Here is a 22,153-nt window from a genome sequence, read left to right on the forward strand (position 1 = left end):
TTAGTTAATTTTATCAAAATTTTTAGTTTTTATAAAAACATTATTTGATTAATTAAACTGATATTACTTGAATAACTTTAAAAAGATATTTTTTTTATACACATTTATTATAATAATATAAAGTCTATATGATGAATAAAAATCATTAAAATTAAAGATTAATTTCATTATTTAACTAATGATCCTATTTAAATATCTGTTTTAGAAAATTTCTTATAAATGTATTCAAAATTTTTTTGAATGAGATCGCAGTTCAATACACTAAAATTTGGTCTAGTTGCTTCAGTTAAATATTTTTTATGAGATATTGGTAATATTTTTTCTATAATAAAATTATTAGAATTTTTTTCTTGCTTATATATCTTTTTTGCAAAATCAAACCAGGTCATTTGTTCTTCACCTGCAAGATGATAGACCCCCCATCTGTTTTCTTCTTCATTTTTTTTTAACTGTGAAAGTATTTCTAAAGTAGCTTTTGCTAAAAATTCTATAGAAGTTGGGCTTCCAACTTGATCATTTACAACATTAACAGTTTTTTTTTCTTTAAATAATTGCAACATAGTAGTGTAAAAATTTTTTCCATAAAGTCCAAACAGCCAGCTAGTTCTCAAAATTAAATATTGATTATGGTTTTTTTGAATCTCATGCTCACCATCAAGTTTTGTTTTTCCATAAACATTAATTGGGTTAGGTTTATCAGACTCTGTGTAAGGTGTTTTTTGACTGCCATCAAAAACATAATCTGTCGAGTAATGAATTAATGGTATCTGTAAACAGAATGCTTCTTCAGCTAATACTTTAGTAGATACAACATTAATACAAGATACAAGTTTTGAGTTAAGCTCAGCCTGATCAACAGCAGTATATGCTGCACTATTGATTATTAAATCAGGTTGATAATATTTAATTTTCTCTCGAAGAGTTTCTGGCTCTGCAAGATTAAACTGTTTACTGTTGGGTGACCACACCTCACCTAAAGATTGTAAATTTTTTTTTAGTTCATTGCCTAATTGACCTGTTCCACCTGTTAGTAATATTTTTGGATATTTATAATTAATTTTTTTTTTGTTTTTAATATTCATATATCTTAATAAAAATATTTTAAATTTTGTATTTTATTTTTAATCTTTCTTTTATTCGATAAATAGTGAATAATGGATTATTAAAAAAAGACCTCAATACTGTTTTTAAAAATTTGTAACTCCTTTTAATCATTGAAAAAGGGCTGTATACGTTTGAAAAATAACGATATAAACTTGGTTTCTCTTCTAGTATTGCTCTTGAAAATAATTCATACAAATTTTCGTTCAAAGATTTATGCATTTTATATAAAAAATTTTTATGTTTTATATTTTTACTTTTTTGGATACATGATTCAATAAGACTTATAAATTCTTTGTGTTGTAGCCACCTTGATGCTACATGGGAGTAGTGTTTTCCAGATTCAGCGGCAGTAAAAGAATATTTTGCTTTTTCTTTTTTTTCTTTTTGATATGAAATGTATCCATTATAAAAATAACTATTAGCAAAAGGTATTAATCTTATTAATAAAAGTAAATTAGGATAATATTTTGAAGTTTCTGGATATTGTTTTTTTATTATACTCCAATCAACTAGATTTACTAATGCTTTATTACGATTCCATATGGTACCTGGCAGGTGGGAACAAAATAATAGATCATCATAGTTAATAACTCTAGTTTTGTTTTTTCTTATTGCTGGGACCTCGTATTTTTTTATTTTTTCTTTAAAGTAATTTAAAATAACAAGGTCAAATTTTTTATCACCCATCCAATTTAATAATCTTTCTATACCATTCATATTAATTCCATCTTTATCAGAGGCCCACATAACATACTCACCTTTTGCTCGCTTTAAAACTTCTACAAAATTTCCTGCAAATCCAAGATTTTTATTATTACGATAGATTTTAATCCTACTGCCGGTAGTCAAATCTGAAATAGCCTTAAATGTTCCATCAGTTGAAAAATTGTCAATAACTATTATTTCTATATTATCTGGTATATCCATAGTCAATAAACTACTTAACTGCTTAACAATAAAATCTTTTCTATTGTATGTCGTATACCCAATTGTAAAAAAATAATTGTTTTTTGTTGCCTGTATCATATTGTATTTATTATTTTATTTTTTTAATAGTTCATCTAAATAAAATCTATCACCCCAGAATGACATGGGTTCAAAGTCAGGATATGGATAATATCCTAAGTTTAACTTCATATTATATTTTTTTTCTTTTAAATGTCTCATCACTAAGTTCTTAACTGATATCGGTTTACCGCTGCAACAATTAATAGCTTGATCAACATAAATCTTTTGATCAGCAATTAAACATATATATTTTACAACATCTTTAATATATAAAAAATCTCTGAGCTGTTCTCCACCCGACATATTAAATTCTTTATCTTTATTTTTTATTGCTTTATCCAAAAGATACATTAATGATGTTTTTGATTGTCTTTCACCATACACATAAAACACTCTAATCCACTTATAAGTAAAATTAAAACTCTTTTTCAAATCAATAATAAATTTTCTCAGTTTATCTTTGGCTTTTCCATATGAATTGGATGGTTTTGTATTTAAGTTCTCACTTAAAGAACCTTCAATCATACCATATTCAAAACAAGTACCCGTAACAATAACTTCTTTTAATCCAGCCATAACCATATCCTTAATAAATTTATAATGATTAAACAGTGTTACCTCTAAATGTTCTGGTGCTTTAACATCAGATAAATTATTCCATGCCAAATGAATTAATTGATCTGGTTTATCAAAAAAACTATACAAATCTTCAGTGTTGTCATTGTTAAAATCATATTCAATATATTTAACTTTAGAATACCATTCAAATTTCATTGCTTTATTAATGCATTTAGAAGTTGCAACAATTTGATTTGACTCATTTTTTAACAGCTCAAAAATTAAATGACTCCCAATAAAACCTGTAGCACCTGTTACAAGTATTTTCATTAATTAGATAACTTCTAATTTAGGAACTGCTATCACAAATTTTCCACCACTGTTCTTGATATACTCAAGTTGAGTTATTATTTCATTTTTTAAATTCCATGGAAGAATGAGAACAAAGTCTGGTTTATCATTTTTTAAAAAATCTTCGTCTCTAATTGGAATACGACTACCAGGCATATATTTATTCTGTTTTTCTAAATTTTTATCAACTACATAAGTAATTAAATCTGGCCTGACACCAGCATAATTTAACAATGTATTACCTTTGGCTGCAGCGCCGTATGCAACAACTTTTTTATTATCTTGCTTAGCTTTTATCAAAAAAACTAAAAGTTCATCTTTTATTATATTGGTTTGCAATTGAAATCCTTTATAAAAATTTGGATCATTTATTCCTGCTTCAGCTTCTTGTTTTCGAAGTTCAATTACTTTTTTTGATATTTTTCGCACTCCTGTATCAGAACGTTGTGCAAATAATCTTAAGCTACCACCCTGTGTTGTAAGCTCTTCTAAATCAAATATTTGTAATCCGTTTTCTTTAAATATAGTTTCTAGTGCAGTTAATGAAAGATATGAAAAATGTTCATGGTAGATGGTATCAAATAGATTTTTATTAACTATTTTTAGTAGATGTGTAAACTCGAAAGTAGACACTCCATTAGGCTTGAGTATTATAGAAAATCCAGAAACAAAATCATTAATATCCGGTACATGTGCTAAAACGTTATTAGCTACAGTAAAGTCAGCTTGCTTACCTTTTTTAGTCAATTGTTCGGCTAACTTCACACCAAAGAATTCTTCTATTATATCTATTCCTTTTGCACGAGCTGCATTAGCTGTACTAGTTGTTGGCTCTATACCAATACAAGGAATATTACTCTCCATTACATACTGTAATAAGTAACCATCATTTGCCGCTACTTCTATAAGATGACTATTTTCATCTAAAGAAAAACGTTTAACAGAATCTTTCACAAATTGTTTTGTGTGTTTAAGCAGACTTGTTGAAAAACTACTAAAATATGCATAATCTTTATCAAATAAGTCATCAGCTTTTGTAAAATCTTCAGTTTGAACTAACCAGCAATTTTCACAAACCAAAACTCTTAAAGGAAACCATTTTTCTGGAGCGCTTAGTGTCTCTTTTGTAAGATAAGCGTTTGATGGAGGCGAACTACCTAGGTCAATTAATTCTAATTTCATTTTTATTTTACAATGTCTACAATTCATCTTTTTTCATTTTGTTATTTATTCATATGATTAATGCACTCTTCAATTTCTAGAAAATATACAGTTTGCATAACCTCCTTTAAAGTTAATTTGGTCAGTTAAAAAAATACTTTCTCGATCATTCTTTACTACCAAGTTTTCCATGGTGCGTTACCTTTTTCCCAAAGATCTTGTAAATATTTTTTATCCCTTAAAGTATCCATAGGCTGCCAGAAACCTTCATGCATATAGGACATTAAATTTCCATCCGCTGCCAATCCTTTTAACGGTTCTTGCTCCCAGATACAATTGTCTCCAGAAATTCTTTTTAGTACTTTTGGAGAAAGAACAAAAAAACCTCCATTGATTAAGGCTCCATCACCCTTAGGCTTTTCTATAAATTTTTTAATTTGATTATCTTTAATATTTAACACCCCAAACCTACCTGGTGGATAAACAGCAGTTAAAGTTGCATCTTTGCCGTGTTTTTTATGAAACTCAATTAACTTTGAAATATCAATATCTGATACCCCATCACCATAAGTAAAACAAAAAGCATCTTCATCTTTTATATACTCGGATACTTTACCCAGTCTTCCACCTGTCATAGATTTTTCACCTGTATCAACTAAAGTGATTGTCCATGGCTCTACACGTCTTTCATGCACCTCCATAGAATTCTTTTTCATATTAAAAGTTACATCTGATTGATGAAGAAAATAATTAGCAAAATATTCTTTAATTAAATAACCTTTATATCCACAACAAATTATAAAGTCATTAATACCATGATTGGAGTACATTTTCATAATATGCCATAAAATTGGTTTGCCACCAATCTCAACCATAGGCTTTGGTTTTATACTAGTCTCTTCATTAAGACGTGTACCCAAACCACCTGCTAAAATTATTGCTTTCATTAGTTTATCTATTTATTTATTTATTTATCTTAATCGAAACCAATTTGATTGTAATCCAATATCTCAATAGTGTGATCTTTATTAATTCTAATTATTCGATCACATTTCTTCAAAGTTGTAATCCTGTGTGCAACAATAAACACTGTCTTATTGTCTTTTAATTGATCAATTTCTTCCATTATTTTCTGCTCTGTTTGATTGTCTAGAGCACTAGTAGCTTCATCAAAAATAAGTACATCACTATCTTTGTATAGTGCTCTAGCTATACCAATTCTCTGTCTTTGCCCACCTGATAATTGAACACCTCTTTCTCCAATAAAAGCTTTATTTCTATCTTTTAAATCACTAATAAATTCTAAAATTTGTGCACTTTTTGTTGCACGATTAATTTTTTGACGTTCAATATTTTTTAAATCAACACCGAACGCAACGTTTTCTTCAATAGTGCTGTCTGTAAGGTAGATAATTTGAGGAACATGTGAGATGCATACTTGCCAAGATCTTCTATTTTTTTTTGTAATAACATTGTCATCAATTATTAGATTACCTGATGTTGGGGTTAATAGACTCATTAAAATATCTAATAGTGTACTTTTACCACTGCCTGTCTCTCCAATAAAACCAATTGTTTCCCCTTTTTTAAAAGTTAGATTTACATTTTTTAAAATCCAAGGTGAATCTTTTGTGTGTCTAAAACTTAAATCTTTAAAAGTAATTTTTTGATTAAAAGGTATTTGTTTTATCAAGCTATTGTTTAAATTATATGAAAATGGTTGATTTAGTAAATTTAAAACATCTTGAAAAGAAGACTTTGCACCCTTGATTACAGCATAAGAATAGTATGCTGTTTGCAATACTGGAAATAATTTTTGTGCTGCAATTGCAAGAGCTCCTAATATGGGAATGGCTCCTAAAATACTTTTTTCTTGAGAGGTTAAAATATAAGCTAGAATTGTAATTAAAATCATTCCAACCGCTTCCATTAAGTAACGAGGACTACTCGCAATAAAAATATTTTTTCCTGTGGCTGATCGAAATTTAAAGTCAGCATTTTGATATATTTTACAATAAAATTCTTGTGTTCCATCAATTATGACATCACGAATTCCACCCAAACCCTCTTGTAAAGATTTTACCATTTTAGTTGATTCGTCAGCTATCAATTGACTGTTTTTTGTTAAAGATTTTTTAGTAAAAAATGCAACTATGAAATAAAGCAAACCAAAAGTGGAAATTGTTATTAATGATACTTGGGGGTTAATAAAGAGAACTACACCAATAATACATACCATCATGATAGTAGAGCTAATAAGAGCAAGTATTGGCACTAAAACTTTACCTAGAACAGTATTTGTTTTAGTAATAATGCTATTTATAACTTCACTACTATTACTTGATGTATGAGCTGAATAATCTTGATATAAGGTACGTCTATAAATATCTACACTAAGATCAACGCATGTAACGTAGGAGAACCTTGTGGATACGTAGAGCAAAAGCAAACGTATCATTGCTGAAAATATTGTTGCTACAATAAAAATGATTGTTAGAGGTAATATTAATTGATTAGAATTTGTAATACTCAAAAATGTAATTAAAGGTTGTAGAGATTGGTTTTGAAAAATTTTATCAGGGTCTGTTAATACACTTAGAAATGGCACTATAGAACCAATACTAATAACCTCCATTAGTGGAGCAACTACCATTAAAACTAGTAACATCCAAAATTGTTTTTTACGTCGTCTAGATAAATGTTGCCAGAGTTCTTTAAACATTGGTAGGTATCACTTATTAATCAATTAAATAAATCTCTAGCATTTGCTAAAGGTGGGTGAATTTTATCTCTGTCTGACAATTTTAGTTCCTCAAAAGGTAATTGCCAATTAATTTTAAGTTTTTCATCATTAAAAGCAATTCCCCTATCATACTCTGGTGCGTAATAATTATCAACTTTATAAGAAAAAGTGGCACTTTCACTTAATACAACAAACCCATGTGCAAAACCATGTGGTACAAAAAGTTGGTGTTTGTTCTGTTCCGTTAATTCTACAGACACGTGATGTCCAAAACTAGGGCTAGACTTACGTATATCAATAGCTATATCCAGCACACTACCTTTAATTACTCTTACAAGTTTAGTTTGAGCAAAAGGTGTTATTTGATAATGAAGGCCTCTTAGTGTGCCCTTAGAAGATTTAGATTCATTATCCTGCATAAAATTAACTTTGTATCCGACTGCATCTTCAAGTAAATCTTGTCTAAAGGTTTCTACAAAGTAACCTCTATCATCATTATGTGTGTTAAGTTTAATAAGCACTACATCAGGAATTGACTGAGGGATAAACTTCATTTTACTTCTTTAGTACGTTTAAGTAGGTATTGTCCATACTGATTCTTTAATAATGGTTGAGCTAGTTCTATGAGTTGATCTTTATTAATGTAACCTTGTTCAAAAGCGATCTCTTCAATGCAAGCCACTTTTAAACCCTGTCTTCTCTCTACAGTCTCTATAAAGGCTGAAGCTTCTAACAAGCTTTCGTGAGTGCCTGTGTCAAGCCAAGCATACCCTCTACCCATAAGCTCAACGGATAAACGTTCTTCACTTAAATAAAATTGATTAATTGTGGTAATTTCTAATTCACCTCTATCAGATGGTATAACTTCTGTAGCTTTTTTTATCACATCGTTAGGATAAAAATAAAGACCAGTTACCGCATAGTTGCTTTTGGGAACTAATGGTTTTTCCTCAATACTGAGCACTTTACCAGTTTGGTCAAAATTAACTACTCCGTAGCGCTCAGGCTTATCAACATGGTAAGCAAATATAGTTGCTATATTTTTATCTTTAGCTTTTGATACAGCATTAGCCAGTATACTTGTCATACCCTGTCCATAATAAATATTATCTCCTAGAATCAAACAAGCATCATCATTGGCAATAAAATTTTTACCCAGAATAAATGCTTGAGCTAAACCATCCGGTGAAGGTTGAACTATATATTCAAACTTCATGCCTAAATCAGAACCATCACCAAGAAGCTGCTTAAATCTTGGTAGGTCTTGATCTGTTGATATTATAAGAACCTCTTGAATACCAGCTAGCATTAAAATCGACAACGGGTAATAAATCATTGGCTTATCATAAATTGGCATGAGTTGTTTTGATACAGCCTTAGTTAAAGGGTAGAGACGTGTGCCTGAGCCACCAGCTAAAATAATTCCTTTCATAACTTATTTGATCACTCCTAATCTTTCACTATGATAACTTCCATCTCGTACATGTCTACACCAGATTTTGTTATTCAAATACCACTCTACCGTTTTTTTAATACCTGTTGCAAAAGTTTCATCTGGTGTCCAATTAAGTTTATTAGCTATTTTAGTGGCATCTATAGCATATCTCAAATCATGTCCTGCTCTATCATCTACATAGGTAATTAATTTTTCATACTTATCAATACCGTCAAGTTTACTTGGTGCTAATTCATCTAAAATACCACAAACAGTTTTTACTACTTCGATATTTTGTATTTCGTTATGCCCACCAATATTATATGTTTCACTAACTTTACCTGTAAGTGCAACATGAAGTAATGCTCTCGCATGATCATCAACATATAACCAATCACGAATTTGTTTACCGTCTCCATAAATTGGTAAATCTTTACCTTCTAGTGCATTAAGAATGATAAGTGGAATGAGTTTTTCAGGGAACTGGTAAGGGCCGTAATTATTAGAGCAATTTGTAATTAATATTGGTAATTTAAAAGTACGGTGCCATGCACGAACAAGATGGTCAGAGCTTGCTTTGGCGGCCGAGTAAGGTGAGCTTGGCGCATATGAGGTTTCTTCAGTAAATAGAGTGTCTGTTCCTTCTAAATCACCATAAACTTCATCTGTTGATACATGGTGAAATCTAAAATCATCTTTCTTTTCTCCATTTAAATTAGACCAATAATTTCTAGCTCCTTCTAATAGTTCGTAAGTACCAACAATATTAGTTTGAATAAATTCACGAGGTCCATCAATCGACCTATCTACATGAGACTCGGCAGCTAGATGTATTACAATATCTGGCTTGTGTTCATTAAAAACACGATTAACCTCTTCAGTGTTGCAGATATCTACTTGTTCAAAAACATATCTTGCATCATTTTTAATTAAAATTAAAGATTCTAAATTCCCTGCATAGGTAAGTTTGTCAACATTAACTACTCTATGGTCAGTATTATTTATAATATGACGAATAACAGCTGAGCCTATAAAACCTGCTCCTCCAGTGATAAGTAGTTTTTTATTAACCATTAATATTTTTTATACAAAGCTACAAAATTTACCTCTTCAACATCTAGCCTTTTAATATATTCGAGATATACCTAAAAAAAATAATCAGAAGAGATAAAGCAAATCCAATAATCAAACCTATTGGTAACAAATGTGATTTTTTATTCGATGAGATTGTTATTTCTTTTTGATAGGATAGAGGCATTGCCCAATTAAAATTAGTTTGCTTTAACGATTTTATTTTTGATTGAATTAACTCTTCTTTGCTTAATAGCAAATTATAATCATCCATTCTTTCTGGGTAATTTAGTTGCTCTTTTAAATTAAGAATTTCAGCATTTAAAACTTTTATGCCCTTTAAGTATAAATTATTGTTATCCGCTCCATATTCATAGTTTTCAATCACACGAAAACCCACCCCTTCAATAGAAGCAATACTTTCGGCAGTTTTCAAAGCTTGTTGATGAGCAAACAATTGATTTATAATTGATCTTTTTTTACTATTTACCAAAATTCTTTTTTCATTAACAACATTAGCTAACTCACTTAGAAGTAAATTTTTAATTTGATTAATAAGTGTATCTTTACTTCTAAGACTGACGCTCTCTACATAATCGTCTAGCAAATTACTTCCTTTAATCTCTTCCGGATAGATCAACGTAATTGTAAAAATATTATTTTTAATGTGAGTTGATTCTAAAGAGGTTTGTTCTAAAAATTTATCTACATTACCTTCTTGTTTATTTGAAGGTTTTAAAAAGGAGTTTTTATTCGGGTATTTCTTTACAAAAGATTTGAAACTTGTTTCAGAAATAAGATCTTGTCTGAAGGTAAAAAAAAATTCTTTTTTTAAATTTTTAACATTAACAAAATTAATTCCATGGTCTGTTATTATTTTTAAATCTAATGACGAAGGCTCTTTTAAAATAAGGTTTGTTTGAAATTGCTTAGCTATAACTTTAGCTGGGATCATTTGATTAGCTATAAATCCAAAAATCCCAAAAAGTACAGTTAGCCCCACAATCAAAGTTTTATGTCTTAAAAGTGTTCTTAAAAGATCTAATAAATCGATTTCACTATCTTCTGATTTTTTTATAAAGTCGTTCATAAAGCTAAAATATGAAAGTTTTATATCTCACAATATTGCTAATCTCAAATGAAAATTAATCGTCTAATTATTTTTTTTTAGTCTGTTGTATTTTTAAGCAGTCTTTTTAAAATATTTCTTTCTTAAGGATGAAAAAAATTTTCTAATAAGAGCAGCTCCAACTCCCAAAAGAATTGCAAACATAATAGAAAACAATCCATAAAAAAATGGCATATCTTCTGAAAATTCTAAAATAAATATTGAGAAAAAATTTAAATCTGAAGTTAATACTTGTATTATTTCTTTTTCAGTTTGCTCAGAAAAAAATGTTTCATAAGCAATAGCTATTCCAACTAATAATAATAAAATTGCAAGTAACGCTTTCAAGCCAGAACTATCAATTTTTTCACCAAGTTTTTGTCCTATTTGAACACCTATGATTGATCCAACAACCAACATAACAACTAGCATTAGATCTATAGATCCAAAATTAAATGAATGTAAAAAAGTAACTATGACACTCACAAATATTGTTACAAACAAAGAAGTTCCTGGAACTAATTTTGTTGGCATCTTAATTATATAAATCATTGCAGGTACTAATATAAAAGCACCTCCTATACCCATTATAGCAGCAATAAATCCTACAAATAAACCAATTATAATTGGGGTAAATATACTTTCGTATAATTTTGATTTTGGAAACCTCATTCTTAGCGGAAGACCATGTATCCAATAATGAACGTGTAATTTTTTTTTAACTATAAGGTTTCTTTTTGCCCTGTCTATTTCTCCAAGACTTTCGACTAACATTAGTGTGCCAATTATTGCAAGTATATACATATAAGCTAAAGAAATAACTGTATCAATTTTTCCAATACCCTTAAAATATGTAAAAATATAAATACCTAATGCGGTTCCAATTGTTCCACCAATAACAATCATAAGACCCATCTTATAATCTAAAGTATTTTTTAAATAATGAGTTGTTGATCCTGATACTGATGTTGCAAGAATATTGTTAGCTTCATTTGCAACTGCATATGCAGGTGGTACGCCTAAAAAAATTAAGAATGGTGTCATTAAAAAACCACCACCAACACCAAATAAACCCGAAAGCACTCCAACGATTGCACTCAATAAAAGTATTTCAATAGGATTAACAAATACTTGAGCTATTGGTAGAAAAACATCCATAAAAAATTAACAGTTATTAAAAAACAACTTAATTAAATGTGATAAAAGTTCCAACTAAAATGATACCCCAATAAGCAGCTAGACTAACAAAGATACCGGTTTTGATAATAGTTACTTTAAAATCTGAAATTTTGTTTAATATTTTTATGTTGGAAATTGACATTACAACCGTCAATACACCCAGTTAATTATTTGTCAAATAAATAGTTAATATAAAATGGTTTTTTTATTAGTAGATTGTTGCTCCAAAGACCTTAACATCATCCCCTTCAACACCAAGGACTAACCTTCCAAGAAACTCACCTTCAATTTCTTTACTCTTTTGTTTGAATAAGACTGTAATATTCATACCTCGCCTTAAACATCCAAAAGCTTTATAATCTTCAGATAAACTAGTTAACAATTTGTTGTTAGCCCATTGCTTTCCAAGCTCTACTTCATTAGCCCCAAATAGCATTTGAGTTCCAAAATCCTTAGTAAACCCACCATAATCTTTCATATTTGATGTCTTAACGAGATTATCCCAAATAGGATTAGCAATTGCTATAATCTCATCATCAGATTTCTCTAAAAGATTCATATTTTAAGTTTAACTGTTTTAAGAAGCTTTTCTCTTCTCGTTCTCGTCAACTATGTGATAAACCGGCACTTTTTCTAGTGAGAATTTACCAGTCTTAGGATCGCGTCTAGAAACTGTTAAACAATGCCAATTATCATCATCAAGTTTCATGTGATCACCTCTGTAATAATAACCAGGCCAACGTGTTTCTTCACGAAACATAGTGTGTTCAGTTACACACTGGGAAGTCAAAGCTCTGTGTTTTAATTCCCAAGCTCTCATAAGTTGGTGTAAATCTTCAGCACCTACTTTTTCTAAATCTTCCTCTAACCAAGCAAGTAATTCTAGGCCTCTTTTAAGCATATTACCATTAGTCATGTAGTTGGTTGCAATACCACCAACATACTCGTCCATAATTCTTTGTAGACGTTGAAGTCCTTGAATTGGTGAAATGTAACTTGGTGAAACTGTTCCACCTGTAATCTCATTTTGAGCAACTTGATATGTCTCAAGAGGTTTAAATATTGCAACTTTAAAGTCTTCACACTGTTTATCTGTAACTTTAATACCTTCTGCTTTTTTATCTTCAATATATTTAACAGCAGCTTTTGCAGCTAAACGACCTTCAGTAAATGATCCAGATGAAAATTTATGGGCACTTCCACCTACAGTATCACCTGCACCAAAAAGTCCATCAATAGTTAACATTCTGTTATAACCCCAGAAATATTCTGGTGGAGATAAATCTTCAGGTCCACTAACCCAAGCTCCAGAACATGTTGCATGAGAACCCATAACATAAGGCTCAGATGTAGTTAATTCAGGATTTGTGTATTTGGGATCGATATTTTGAGAAGCCCAAACAACAGCTTGACCAACAGTCATACCAAGGAAATTTTCCCAGCCAACTGTTTCTAAATGTGGATCTTGGAAAGCTTCAGTAGTTACCATATGAATTGGTCCGCCACCTGCAATAGTTTCTTGAATAAATGCGTGGTTTCTTAAACATGTAGGAGTTGGATGGTGATCAATGTATTCACCAACTAATTCTTTAGTTTGATCATACCACTTCTTCTCATAATTCTCTCCATTTGCATTTTGAGTATAAGTTTTAAGGTGTAAGAAGTATGCTCCAACTGGACCATAACCATCTTTAAATCTACATAACACAATTCTGTTTTCCATTTGTGTCATTTTAGCTCCAACAGCAATAGGTAACGCATAAGCAGAACCATTACTCCAAGGTGCGTACCAAGTTCTTCCCATTCCCTCACCAACTGCTCTTGGTTTGAAAATGTGAGATGCTCCACCTGCTGCAACAATTACAGTTTTTGATCTAAATACATGGAAGTCACCAGTTCTCATATTGAAACCAACAGCTCCGCCTACTCTATTTTCTTGAGCCTCATCCATTAAAAGATGAGTAATCATTATTCTATTATAAATTTTGTCAGCTGATTTTTTTGCAGCTTCTGCAACGATTGGCTTGTAACTTTCACCATGAATCATGATCTGCCATTTACCTTCTCTAAGGTAACGACCAGTTTTTTCATTTTTCATCATTGGTAAGCCCCACTCATCAAACATATGAACTGTTAAATCAACGTGACGAGCCATATCGTAACCTAAATCTTCTCTAACCATTCCCATTAAATCGTTACGTGCATATCTTACGTGGTCTTCAGGTTGATTTTCACCCCACTGCATACCCATGTAACAGTTAATTGCGTATAAACCTTGAGCAACAGCTCCACTTCTATCAATATTAGCTTTTTCAACACAAATAATTTTCATATCTCTTCCCCAGTGTCTAGCTTCAAAAGTAGCACCAGTTCCAGCCATACCACCACCAACAACTAGAACATCGCAATCCTCAAAATGTGTTTTATGCTTAGCCATTAGTAGTAAACTCCTTTTTTAAAGGTATCTTTTGGTACTGATGGTAATTTACCATCAATATTTAAACCATTAGGTTCAGTATAGAGCATTTGAGAATTGATCTCACCTTGATTAGGTTTTTCACCATCTGCTAATTTTGGAATGAACTTTCCCCAAGGCTTTGTTGTAATTGGAGATACAAAGTCTTTTGTAGTTCCATTTCTAAATTTAATTTTCCAAGAGATAGTTCCTTTTTCTTCTTCACGCCGAACTCTAACACTGTGACCCATAGGAGCAAAGTCTGCATAACCTCGAACATCAATTGCATGATTAGGGCAAGCTTTTACACAAGAATAACATTCCCAACAAAAGTTTGGTTCAATATTAACTGCTCTTCTAATATTTTCATCAATGTGCATTATATCTGATGGACAAATATCCACACAGTGACCACATCCATCACATCTCGTCATGTATACAAAAGTTGACATATTATATTACCTCTCTCTTTCTTTAATAGTGTTTTGGTTGTTCTCTTTTAATTCCTAGTCCAAATTGTTTTGGTGCATCAGCAAGTGGTGGAAGATTGTCTCTTGAACCATCTGCTTCTGCTAAGTTTTTTTGGATTGCTGCACCAGGTTTGTAAATCATGTGTGCAAATTTTGACCAATAAACTCCCCCAAATAAAACAATGTTTGAGGTAATAAATAAAACTAAAAATAAATATCCTAATCCAGTTGATCCTGAAGATTGAAAATAAGACCAAGCAAGTCCAGTAGTTGCACATGCAAGAAGTGCTAGGACAAACAAGTCTGCTTTAATAATTCTGTACCATGGATGAGCTTCTGCCAATACATCCACTCTTAAAAATAACCAAAACCAGTATCCACCCACACAAGTCATTATTGCTCCAACATGCCAAATCATAGGCCAGATTTTTGGTACAGTAGTTCCTGTTCCAGTGTAACCAAAAACTAATACGACTGATGCAACCCAAAATAAAATAGTTCCATACATTCCCATAACGTGTGCAACTCTTCTTTTACCAGCGCCTAACTCTGCAGTAGTTGCAATATCATGCACTACAGTTTTTAAAATAACTGAAGTTTTTTCTCCAACACCAAGTTCTCTTTCGGCAGCTAATTTTGCTTTTTTTGCATTATTGAAAAAATAAGTAACATTTTTATGATGTATCATTTGAACAACTGTTCCAATAACGATTAGAGCTAACATTGCTAAAACAAAGCCTTGAATTACAGAAGGAGAAATTGATTCTGCTAGTGCAGAAAATGGACTAATTGACATCATATAGACTATTACCCTTTATAACTAATTTTGTTGAATCTTAATTTTGAGTTTTTAGTATAGTTGAAATGATAGATCAACCGTTATTAGGCGCTCTATTTATCAATCAAAAATACAACTTACGCTTTACGTTTATAATGTTGTTTTAGAGGAATAACCGACCTAACTCCTCCTTGAGGGTTTTCAACATCACCTTCTCTTCGTGGAATTAAATGAATATGACAGTGAAGGATTGATTGTCCGGCAATAGCCCCAGAATTTGCTCCAATATTAAACCCTTTAACTGAAGGATCTTTTAATATTATTTCGTCTTTAATTTTTTTAATAAGGTTATTGCAAGCGATCACTTCATTATCATTTAAGTCAAAATAATCTTTAACATGACGCTTTGGAATAATTAAACAATGAAATTCAGACACAGGATATGTATCATAACTGGCATAAGCCAACTCATTTTCAGCAGCTGAACCACTTTGTTTAGAGTTGCAGAATAAACAGGGATTATTTGGGTCAAACATAAATATTATTTATAGATAGAACATTTGTTAACTTCACTTTTATAAAAACTAGATAGTATTTTATAAAATTTTAAACCTTTTCTCTTCCATTTAATTTCATTAATATTTTTTATTGATGCAACACCTTTTCCAGAACCAATAAGAAGAATTTCGTCATATTCGGATAAGGTTTTGATCAGTATATCTTTGTTAATAATCTTACTTAATTTTTTATTAAAGAAATTATAGGTAATACCTTTATATATATTATTTAAAGGAGAGTAAACTTTATCACCTTTGATAAATAACATATTTGAAGTTCCACTTTCTAAAATCATATTTTTGTAACAAAGACCAACGTCTGAAGTGGTGTTATCCATTTTTGACAAGTGTTTTAATATAAATCTATATTTAAGATTTTTAAATTTAGGGTCAAATCGTTTGTGACTGATAAGCTTTAAATTAAAATTTAGTTTTGGTGTTTTTCTATTTCTTAAAGAAATTGATATCATTTTTTTATTTACGGCAACTCTAAGAAGATGATTATAATATCTTTTTTTATCAATATTTAATTTTATTAATTTAAGAATATTTTTTTCAAGATTTGGGGTGTTTAGTTTATAAATTTTTAAAGACTTTATTAAATTTTTGATATGTTTTTTAAAAAAAAGTACCTTGGAAGGATTTCCAAAAATCCACATAGTAGTGAACACACCATTGTCCCCCCAAAGATCTTTAAAATTAATTTCTTTGTAGGTTTTATGCTGATAAGATTTTTTTAATAAGTAAGCTACCATTTTCAGTTAAAAAAGATTCGGGGTGAAATTGAAATCCATATACTTTTTCTTTATTATTTTCTATTGTCATTGCTGTATTTGAAATAACACACCTCATTGTAATTTCAAAATTTTTTGCAGTAAATGGCTCTTTTAATTTTAGAGAGTGATATCTACCAACGGTGAATCGACTATTTTTTTTGAACAATGAGTTTTTGCTGGTCACTTTTATTTTAGATTGGAAACCATGATAAATCTTTTTTTGCTCAATTATTTTTCCATTTTCACAATGTAGAATTTGTTGAAACCCAAGACAAATGCCTATAATTTTTTTTTCACCTTTGTATTTTTTATAGATTTTTGAACTAGAAGGATAATCTTTTGGTGCACCTGGGCCTGGTGAAAAAACAATAATATCTGCTCTTTTTAATTTATTTTCATTTATTTTGTTAAAATTTGTACAAACCACTTCGTCAAAATTTTCAAATTGATGCACTACATTGTGAGTAAAAGAGTCTTGATGATCAATAATGTATATCATTTATAAAGATCCATTAATGATTTTGCCTTTATGTAATTTTCATTAAATTCATGGGCTGCATTACTGTCAATTACCACTCCAGAAGCTACAGAAATCTCTGATTTACCCTTAAAATTTAATATTGATCTAATGATAATATTAAACCTCATATCCCCATTAAACTTTAAGTATCCAAAACTACCTGTGTAAATATTTCTATTTTGTTTTTCCTGCTTATTTAATAAATTTAATGTGCTAATTTTTGGACATCCTATTACAGAACCCCCTGGCATCATTGCTTTTATAATCTCTAATGAGGTAACTTTATTCTTAAGTTGTCCTCCAATTAAACTCACGTAATGATAAAGATCCTTATATTCTTCAACTATCTTTTTCTTTAAAATTTTTACTGAACCTGGTTTACAAATTCTAGATAAATCGTTTCTTTCCATATCAACGATCATATTGTGTTCTTTAGTTTCTTTTAAATTTTTTCTAAAAAAAGTAAGGGCTTTATTTTTATTTAATTTTTTAGTTTTCTTTAAAGTGCCTGCAATTGGTTTTGTGGTTATAAAATTATTTTTTTTTGTTATCAAATTTTCAGGTGAACAGCTTATTATTGAATAATTTTTATCTTTAATCATAAAGGCTTCAGGCGCCATATTGCTTTTTACTAGCCTACCAAAAAAAACTAAAGCATCTATTTCAGATTTATTACTGTATTTAGTGCAGATTTTAATCTGGTATGTTTCACCAGATTTTATTTTCTTTTTAAATTTATCAAATATTACTTTATACGATTTTTTATTAATATTTATTTTAAATAGATTGTTAGGATTTGATGATCTAGTTTTTTTATATTCAAGACTATTTGAAAGTTTTACTTTTGTTTCAGGTTTGTAAAATATCCCTTTTGGAAAATTTATTTTTTTTTGTTTTTTTATTTTTATGTCTATTAAGTTATTTAGTATTTCATAACCAAAAAAACCAATAAATAAGTCTGTTTCTTTATGAGTAGATTTTAATTTAGTATTTTTGTTAATGAATTTTTCAATATTTTTATTGTTTAAAATGATCTTTTTTGAAAAGTCCGTATAAAGATCAAACCCCTTATCTGATTTGTAGATTATAAAGGGTTTTTTTGAATTATTTAAATCTAGTAAGTAGTTTTTTTTATTCAATTTTCTATTCTGTTTTTAATCTTAAAACTGCTTCTTCCTTAATTGGTAAATGTATTATTGCTGCAAAAACAGATAAAGCAATTGCTAAATACCAAGCATAATCATATGAGCCATATAAATCATAAGATAGTCCTCCAAGAAAAGCTCCAAAGAATGAACCTACTTGATGGCTTAAAAATACTATTCCATATAATATACCTAAATATTTAGTTCCAAAAATATGAGCGACTATACCGCTTGTTGCTGGCACTGTTGAAAGCCATAAAAAGCCAAAGCTTGCACCAAAAATAAATGCATTAATATTGCTTACTGGTAAGAAGATAAATAAAATTATTGAAACACCCCTCAATGCATAGATAGAACTTAAAATAATTTTTTTACTAATTTTTGTAGAAAGATATCCACTTAATAGAGAGCCAAATATATTAAATAGTCCAATTAAAGATAAAATTGCAGCAGCTGTCCAACTTTCTAAACCTCTATCGATTACATATTTTGGTACATGAGTTCCAACTAGTGTTATATGAAAACCACATACAAAAAAACCAGAAGTAAGCAGTATGTAGCTTTTGTTTTTAAAGGCCTCTTTTAGAGCACCAAAGGTACTTTGATCATTGGGTTTTTCAGTGGATTGAGCTAAAGAAGGAGATCTAACAAAAAAAGCCACTATAAGTCCAATAAATAAGAATATTATGAATACAAAAAGTGTGTCCACCCATCCATTTTTAATTAACGAATAACTCGTATAAAGCGGAGAGATAAAATAGCCCAAAGAACCAACAGCTGTGACAATACTCATGGCTATAGTTCTATTTGATAATGGGAAATGTTTTCCAACAATTGACATTGGAATACTAATTGCAGTTCCACCTAAACCAATTCCAACTAAAAGCCCTAAATCGATTTGAAAAAAAATTCCAGTATTTGGACCAGCATACAAAAAATAAATTCCCAAAATATAAAAAATAAAAGCTAAACAAATTGCTTTGTGTCCACCATATTTATCAGCAATGGCTCCAAATATAGGTCCTGTTAAACCCCACATTAACATTTGAATACCTATTGCTAATCCAGATTGAGTTATTGAAATATCTAAGTCATTTTTAAAGTCCATGAAAAATAGACCAAAAGTCTGTCTAACTCCAAGAGAAATTAAAACTACAACACAGGCTGCAATCAGCGTTATTAAAGCTGTTTTATTTTTAATAAATATTTCTGAACTCATTTAACATGTTTAAGAGATTTTTTTAAATCATCAATGAGATCTTTTGGATCTTCTAAACCAATATGCAATCTTACTAAATGTTCGTCTTTAGCTAATTTTAAATATTCTCTATTACCTTGTTCACGTTTGTCTTGATATAATGCAAGGCTTTCAAATCCACCCCAGCTATACCCATAACCAAATAATTTTAAAGAATTAACAAACTTAATTACAGAGTTTTTATTTTTTGATCTAATTTTTAAACCCATCAATCCTGATGCACCAGAATAATATTTCTTCCACATTCTAAAATTAAATGAATCTTTTTTGTGTGGGTATAATAATTTTATGTTTTTATAATCAGATAAAAAATCAGCTACTTGTTTTGCACTTTTTTCATGTTTGTCTAATCTAACATCTAAAGTTCTAAGTCCTCTTGTTATTAAATAAGCATCATCAGGACCAAGTCTTAAACCAGTTATCTTATTTGCCTTATCAACTTGTTTAAAAACTTTTTTATTAACGGCTAAACTTCCACCCATAACATCAGAGTGGCCTGAATAATATTTGGTAGCAGATACAATTGACATATCAAAACCAAGTTTAATTGGTTTTAAAAAATAAGGTGTTCCCCATGTATTATCAATTGCTGAAAAAATTTTATTCTTTTTTGCGATTGATACTATTTTACCTAAATCTTGAAAATCAAACGTATTGCTTCCAGGATTTTCAACAAAAATTAATTTTGTTTTTTTTGTAATCGCTTTTTCTAAAGTTTTCAAATCATGTGGGTCATAAAAAACAGATTTTACATTAAATTCTTTTAAAAAATCTTGGGTTAAAATTCTCGTGGGTGAATATGTGGGATCTGCTACAATAATTTCATCACCAGGTCGAACAATACTAAATATAGATAAAAAAACTGATCCAAATCCAGTCGGTGTTAAAAATACGTGATAACACTCTTCCATTTCTTTAAGTATTTGTGACAAAACATGGGTTGTTGATGTTCCCTGTCTTCCATAATCAAAATGTCCACCTGTTGGATCTTTTTTACTCTTATCCTGCATTTTCCTAATATCTTGCATGGATTTGAAGATAATAGTCGAAGCTCTTACTACAGGGGGGTTAACTGACTGATTATGGTAATCTTTTGCAGTATGTTTAAGAAAAGTCTTGAATGATTTAGTCATAAAAAATTTGATAAGTTAAAGGGAGAATGCTATATCCCTCCAATAACGTCAATAAAAATTATAAATAGGATAGTATGGGTTACCCAAAAAAACATAGAGGTCGAAGAAAACAAGGCTCTAAAAAAAGAAGAGCTAAAAGAAAAGCTAAGAACAAGTAACTTATCAATTTGATCTTCTAGTCCAATTTAATACTAGTAAATATTAGTTTTTTATCCATCCACCACCAAGAACTTTATAACCATTACTGTTTTTTGAGTAAAAAACACATGCTTGTCCTGGTGCTATTCCATGTTCTTCTTCTAACAAATCTACATTTGCTGAAGTATTGGTAATATCTATTTTAGCCTTAATTAATCTTCCAGTAGATCTTACTTTTACAAAGAGCTCTTTTTCAAAATCATTTTGGTCATTGGTTATAATATTTAAATCCTTTAGATTTATTTTAGTTTTAACTAAATGCTCTTTAGCACCAACTATAATTTCATTTTTATCTGCAATAATTTTTACTACATAAAGTGGGTTTTTATCTGAAACTCTAATTCCTTTTCGTTGACCGATCGTATAATTAATAATTCCATCATGAACGCCTATTACCTCACCTTCCATGTTCTTTATATTTCCTTTGCTAAAAGAGTTTGGTCTAAACTTTTCTATAACAGATGCATAATCACCATTCGGTACAAAGCATATGTCTTGGCTATCAGGTTTATCAGCAACATTAAGATCAAGTTCTCTTGCAATATTTCTTGTTTCATCTTTAAGAAGATTGCCTAACGGAAATCTTAAAAAGTTTAATTGATCTTTTGTAGTGTTAAATAAGAAATAACTTTGATCTCTATTTAAATCTATTCCCCGATACATATCAGTATTGTTTTCTTTTGTAATACTTTTAACATAATGACCCGTAACTAAAGCGTCTGCATTTAATTTCTTTGCTTCTTCAAATAGATCTGTGAATTTAACTGTTTTATTACACTGAACACAGGGTATAGGTGTCTCACCATTTAAATAGCTATCAATAAAATTATCAATCACACCTTCTTTAAATTTATCTTGGTAATAAAGAATTTTATGTTCTATCTTTAATTTATCAGCTACTCTTTTTGCATCCATAATGTCTTGACCTGCACAACACTGCTTAGAAGAAGCTGTTTCTTTATTGTCGTTATAGAGTTTTAAAGTTATACCTATAACGTTGTAACCTTCATTCTTCATCATGGCTGCAACTGTTGAGGAATCTACTCCACCGGACATAGCAACAACAATCAATGTATCTTTTGGTTCTTTGGCTATTCCAATTGAATTCAATTTTATCATATTTAATGATATTTATTAGTATATTT

22 protein-coding genes are annotated in these 22,153 nt (G+C 29.9%); all 22 read right to left on the minus strand.

The features are described 5' to 3' along the window. Positions 1–188: 188 nt before the first annotated feature. Positions 189–1,082, minus strand: coding sequence for a dTDP-4-dehydrorhamnose reductase (gene rfbD / locus ABXT58_RS04560; RefSeq protein WP_415303515.1), 894 nt, complete (start codon positions 1,080–1,082; stop codon positions 189–191). Positions 1,083–1,101: 19 nt separating this feature from the next. Continuing rightward, positions 1,102–2,130 carry a glycosyltransferase family 2 protein gene (locus ABXT58_RS04565; protein ID WP_415303516.1) on the minus strand — a complete coding sequence of 343 codons (1,029 nt, stop codon included), beginning with the start codon at positions 2,128–2,130 and terminating at the stop codon, positions 1,102–1,104. 15 nt (positions 2,131–2,145) lie between these two features. Next, positions 2,146–3,000 carry an NAD-dependent epimerase/dehydratase family protein gene (locus ABXT58_RS04570; RefSeq protein ID WP_415303517.1) on the minus strand — a complete coding sequence of 285 codons (855 nt, stop codon included), beginning with the start codon at positions 2,998–3,000 and terminating at the stop codon, positions 2,146–2,148. Positions 3,001–3,003: 3 nt separating this feature from the next. After that, entirely contained in the window at positions 3,004–4,230 is a 1,227-nt protein-coding gene (locus tag ABXT58_RS04575) for a class I SAM-dependent methyltransferase (RefSeq protein ID WP_415303518.1), read from the minus strand. 128 nt (positions 4,231–4,358) lie between these two features. Next, the gene (gene rfbF, locus ABXT58_RS04580; RefSeq protein ID WP_415303519.1) at positions 4,359–5,129 is read right to left on the minus strand and encodes a glucose-1-phosphate cytidylyltransferase; all 771 of its coding nucleotides are present in this window, start codon (positions 5,127–5,129) and stop codon (positions 4,359–4,361) included. A gap of 29 nt (positions 5,130–5,158) precedes the next feature. Next, positions 5,159–6,904: an ABC transporter ATP-binding protein gene (locus ABXT58_RS04585; protein WP_415303520.1), complete on the minus strand. Its 1,746-nt coding sequence runs from the start codon at positions 6,902–6,904 to the stop codon at positions 5,159–5,161. A 20-nt stretch (positions 6,905–6,924) separates the two neighbouring features. Then, positions 6,925–7,479: a dTDP-4-dehydrorhamnose 3,5-epimerase gene (gene rfbC / locus ABXT58_RS04590; protein ID WP_415303521.1), complete on the minus strand. Its 555-nt coding sequence runs from the start codon at positions 7,477–7,479 to the stop codon at positions 6,925–6,927. Beyond that, positions 7,476–8,357: a glucose-1-phosphate thymidylyltransferase RfbA gene (gene rfbA / locus ABXT58_RS04595; RefSeq protein WP_415303522.1), complete on the minus strand. Its 882-nt coding sequence runs from the start codon at positions 8,355–8,357 to the stop codon at positions 7,476–7,478. Before rfbA ends, rfbC begins: the two co-directional genes overlap by 4 nt. A 3-nt stretch (positions 8,358–8,360) precedes the next feature. Then, a complete protein-coding gene (gene rfbB, locus ABXT58_RS04600; RefSeq protein ID WP_415303523.1) occupies positions 8,361–9,434 on the minus strand; it encodes a dTDP-glucose 4,6-dehydratase in 1,074 nt (357 codons plus the stop codon). Between the two features lie 43 nt (positions 9,435–9,477). Continuing rightward, entirely contained in the window at positions 9,478–10,521 is a 1,044-nt protein-coding gene (locus ABXT58_RS04605; protein ID WP_415303524.1) for a Wzz/FepE/Etk N-terminal domain-containing protein, read from the minus strand. Between the two features lie 93 nt (positions 10,522–10,614). After that, a complete protein-coding gene (locus tag ABXT58_RS04610; protein ID WP_415303525.1) occupies positions 10,615–11,697 on the minus strand; it encodes a sulfite exporter TauE/SafE family protein in 1,083 nt (360 codons plus the stop codon). Positions 11,698–11,926: 229 nt separating this feature from the next. Then, positions 11,927–12,277 (minus strand): hypothetical protein, encoded by a 351-nt coding sequence (locus ABXT58_RS04615; RefSeq protein ID WP_415303526.1) that lies wholly within the window; start codon positions 12,275–12,277, stop codon positions 11,927–11,929. An 18-nt stretch (positions 12,278–12,295) separates the two neighbouring features. Continuing rightward, the gene (gene aprA, locus ABXT58_RS04620; RefSeq protein ID WP_415303527.1) at positions 12,296–14,155 is read right to left on the minus strand and encodes an adenylyl-sulfate reductase subunit alpha; all 1,860 of its coding nucleotides are present in this window, start codon (positions 14,153–14,155) and stop codon (positions 12,296–12,298) included. Continuing rightward, positions 14,155–14,625 (minus strand): adenylyl-sulfate reductase subunit beta, encoded by a 471-nt coding sequence (aprB, locus tag ABXT58_RS04625; protein WP_415303528.1) that lies wholly within the window; start codon positions 14,623–14,625, stop codon positions 14,155–14,157. Before aprB ends, aprA begins: the two co-directional genes overlap by 1 nt. 22 nt (positions 14,626–14,647) lie before the next feature. After that, entirely contained in the window at positions 14,648–15,442 is a 795-nt protein-coding gene (locus tag ABXT58_RS04630; RefSeq protein ID WP_415303529.1) for an adenylyl-sulfate reductase, read from the minus strand. Between the two features lie 116 nt (positions 15,443–15,558). Continuing rightward, on the minus strand, positions 15,559–15,957 hold the full coding sequence (locus tag ABXT58_RS04635; RefSeq protein ID WP_415303530.1) for an HIT family protein: 399 nt from the start codon (positions 15,955–15,957) through the stop codon (positions 15,559–15,561). Positions 15,958–15,962: 5 nt separating this feature from the next. Continuing rightward, positions 15,963–16,733, minus strand: a complete 771-nt coding sequence (locus ABXT58_RS04640) for an aminotransferase class IV (RefSeq protein ID WP_415303531.1) — start codon at positions 16,731–16,733, stop codon at positions 15,963–15,965. Continuing rightward, entirely contained in the window at positions 16,696–17,253 is a 558-nt protein-coding gene (locus tag ABXT58_RS04645) for an aminodeoxychorismate/anthranilate synthase component II (RefSeq protein ID WP_415303532.1), read from the minus strand. Before ABXT58_RS04645 ends, ABXT58_RS04640 begins: the two co-directional genes overlap by 38 nt. Next, positions 17,250–18,413, minus strand: coding sequence for a chorismate-binding protein (locus tag ABXT58_RS04650; RefSeq protein ID WP_415303533.1), 1,164 nt, complete (start codon positions 18,411–18,413; stop codon positions 17,250–17,252). Before ABXT58_RS04650 ends, ABXT58_RS04645 begins: the two co-directional genes overlap by 4 nt. Positions 18,414–18,417: 4 nt before the next feature. Continuing rightward, entirely contained in the window at positions 18,418–19,638 is a 1,221-nt protein-coding gene (locus ABXT58_RS04655; protein ID WP_415303534.1) for an MFS transporter, read from the minus strand. Beyond that, complete coding sequence (locus tag ABXT58_RS04660) at positions 19,635–20,810, minus strand: trans-sulfuration enzyme family protein (RefSeq protein WP_415303535.1); 1,176 nt, start codon at positions 20,808–20,810, stop codon at positions 19,635–19,637. The genes ABXT58_RS04655 and ABXT58_RS04660 overlap by 4 nt, the downstream gene beginning before the upstream one ends. A gap of 201 nt (positions 20,811–21,011) precedes the next feature. After that, a complete protein-coding gene (gene mnmA, locus ABXT58_RS04665) occupies positions 21,012–22,127 on the minus strand; it encodes a tRNA 2-thiouridine(34) synthase MnmA (RefSeq protein ID WP_415303536.1) in 1,116 nt (371 codons plus the stop codon). Between the last annotated feature and the right edge of the window lie 26 nt (positions 22,128–22,153).

It is taken from the genome of Candidatus Pelagibacter sp. Uisw_090, assembly GCF_047717845.1.
Taxonomy (GTDB): Bacteria; Pseudomonadota; Alphaproteobacteria; order Pelagibacterales; family Pelagibacteraceae; genus Pelagibacter.

Excerpts from the sequence above, each read along its gene's own strand:
- rfbD (WP_415303515.1), bottom strand. The coding sequence starts at position 1,082 with ATGAATATTAAAAACAAAAAAAAAATTAATTATAAATATCCAAAAATA.
- ABXT58_RS04565 (WP_415303516.1), bottom strand. The coding sequence starts at position 2,130 with ATGATACAGGCAACAAAAAACAATTATTTTTTTACAATTGGGTATACG.
- ABXT58_RS04570 (WP_415303517.1), bottom strand. The coding sequence starts at position 3,000 with ATGAAAATACTTGTAACAGGTGCTACAGGTTTTATTGGGAGTCATTTA.
- ABXT58_RS04575 (WP_415303518.1), bottom strand. The coding sequence starts at position 4,230 with ATGAATTGTAGACATTGTAAAATAAAAATGAAATTAGAATTAATTGAC.
- rfbF (WP_415303519.1), bottom strand. The coding sequence starts at position 5,129 with ATGAAAGCAATAATTTTAGCAGGTGGTTTGGGTACACGTCTTAATGAA.
- ABXT58_RS04585 (WP_415303520.1), bottom strand. The coding sequence starts at position 6,904 with ATGTTTAAAGAACTCTGGCAACATTTATCTAGACGACGTAAAAAACAA.
- rfbC (WP_415303521.1), bottom strand. The coding sequence starts at position 7,479 with ATGAAGTTTATCCCTCAGTCAATTCCTGATGTAGTGCTTATTAAACTT.
- rfbA (WP_415303522.1), bottom strand. The coding sequence starts at position 8,357 with ATGAAAGGAATTATTTTAGCTGGTGGCTCAGGCACACGTCTCTACCCT.
- rfbB (WP_415303523.1), bottom strand. The coding sequence starts at position 9,434 with ATGGTTAATAAAAAACTACTTATCACTGGAGGAGCAGGTTTTATAGGC.
- ABXT58_RS04605 (WP_415303524.1), bottom strand. The coding sequence starts at position 10,521 with ATGAACGACTTTATAAAAAAATCAGAAGATAGTGAAATCGATTTATTA.
- ABXT58_RS04610 (WP_415303525.1), bottom strand. The coding sequence starts at position 11,697 with ATGGATGTTTTTCTACCAATAGCTCAAGTATTTGTTAATCCTATTGAA.
- ABXT58_RS04615 (WP_415303526.1), bottom strand. The coding sequence starts at position 12,277 with ATGAATCTTTTAGAGAAATCTGATGATGAGATTATAGCAATTGCTAAT.
- aprA (WP_415303527.1), bottom strand. The coding sequence starts at position 14,155 with ATGGCTAAGCATAAAACACATTTTGAGGATTGCGATGTTCTAGTTGTT.
- aprB (WP_415303528.1), bottom strand. The coding sequence starts at position 14,625 with ATGTCAACTTTTGTATACATGACGAGATGTGATGGATGTGGTCACTGT.
- ABXT58_RS04630 (WP_415303529.1), bottom strand. The coding sequence starts at position 15,442 with ATGATGTCAATTAGTCCATTTTCTGCACTAGCAGAATCAATTTCTCCT.
- ABXT58_RS04635 (WP_415303530.1), bottom strand. The coding sequence starts at position 15,957 with ATGTTTGACCCAAATAATCCCTGTTTATTCTGCAACTCTAAACAAAGT.
- ABXT58_RS04640 (WP_415303531.1), bottom strand. The coding sequence starts at position 16,733 with ATGGTAGCTTACTTATTAAAAAAATCTTATCAGCATAAAACCTACAAA.
- ABXT58_RS04645 (WP_415303532.1), bottom strand. The coding sequence starts at position 17,253 with ATGATATACATTATTGATCATCAAGACTCTTTTACTCACAATGTAGTG.
- ABXT58_RS04655 (WP_415303534.1), bottom strand. The coding sequence starts at position 19,638 with ATGAGTTCAGAAATATTTATTAAAAATAAAACAGCTTTAATAACGCTG.
- ABXT58_RS04660 (WP_415303535.1), bottom strand. The coding sequence starts at position 20,810 with ATGACTAAATCATTCAAGACTTTTCTTAAACATACTGCAAAAGATTAC.
- mnmA (WP_415303536.1), bottom strand. The coding sequence starts at position 22,127 with ATGATAAAATTGAATTCAATTGGAATAGCCAAAGAACCAAAAGATACA.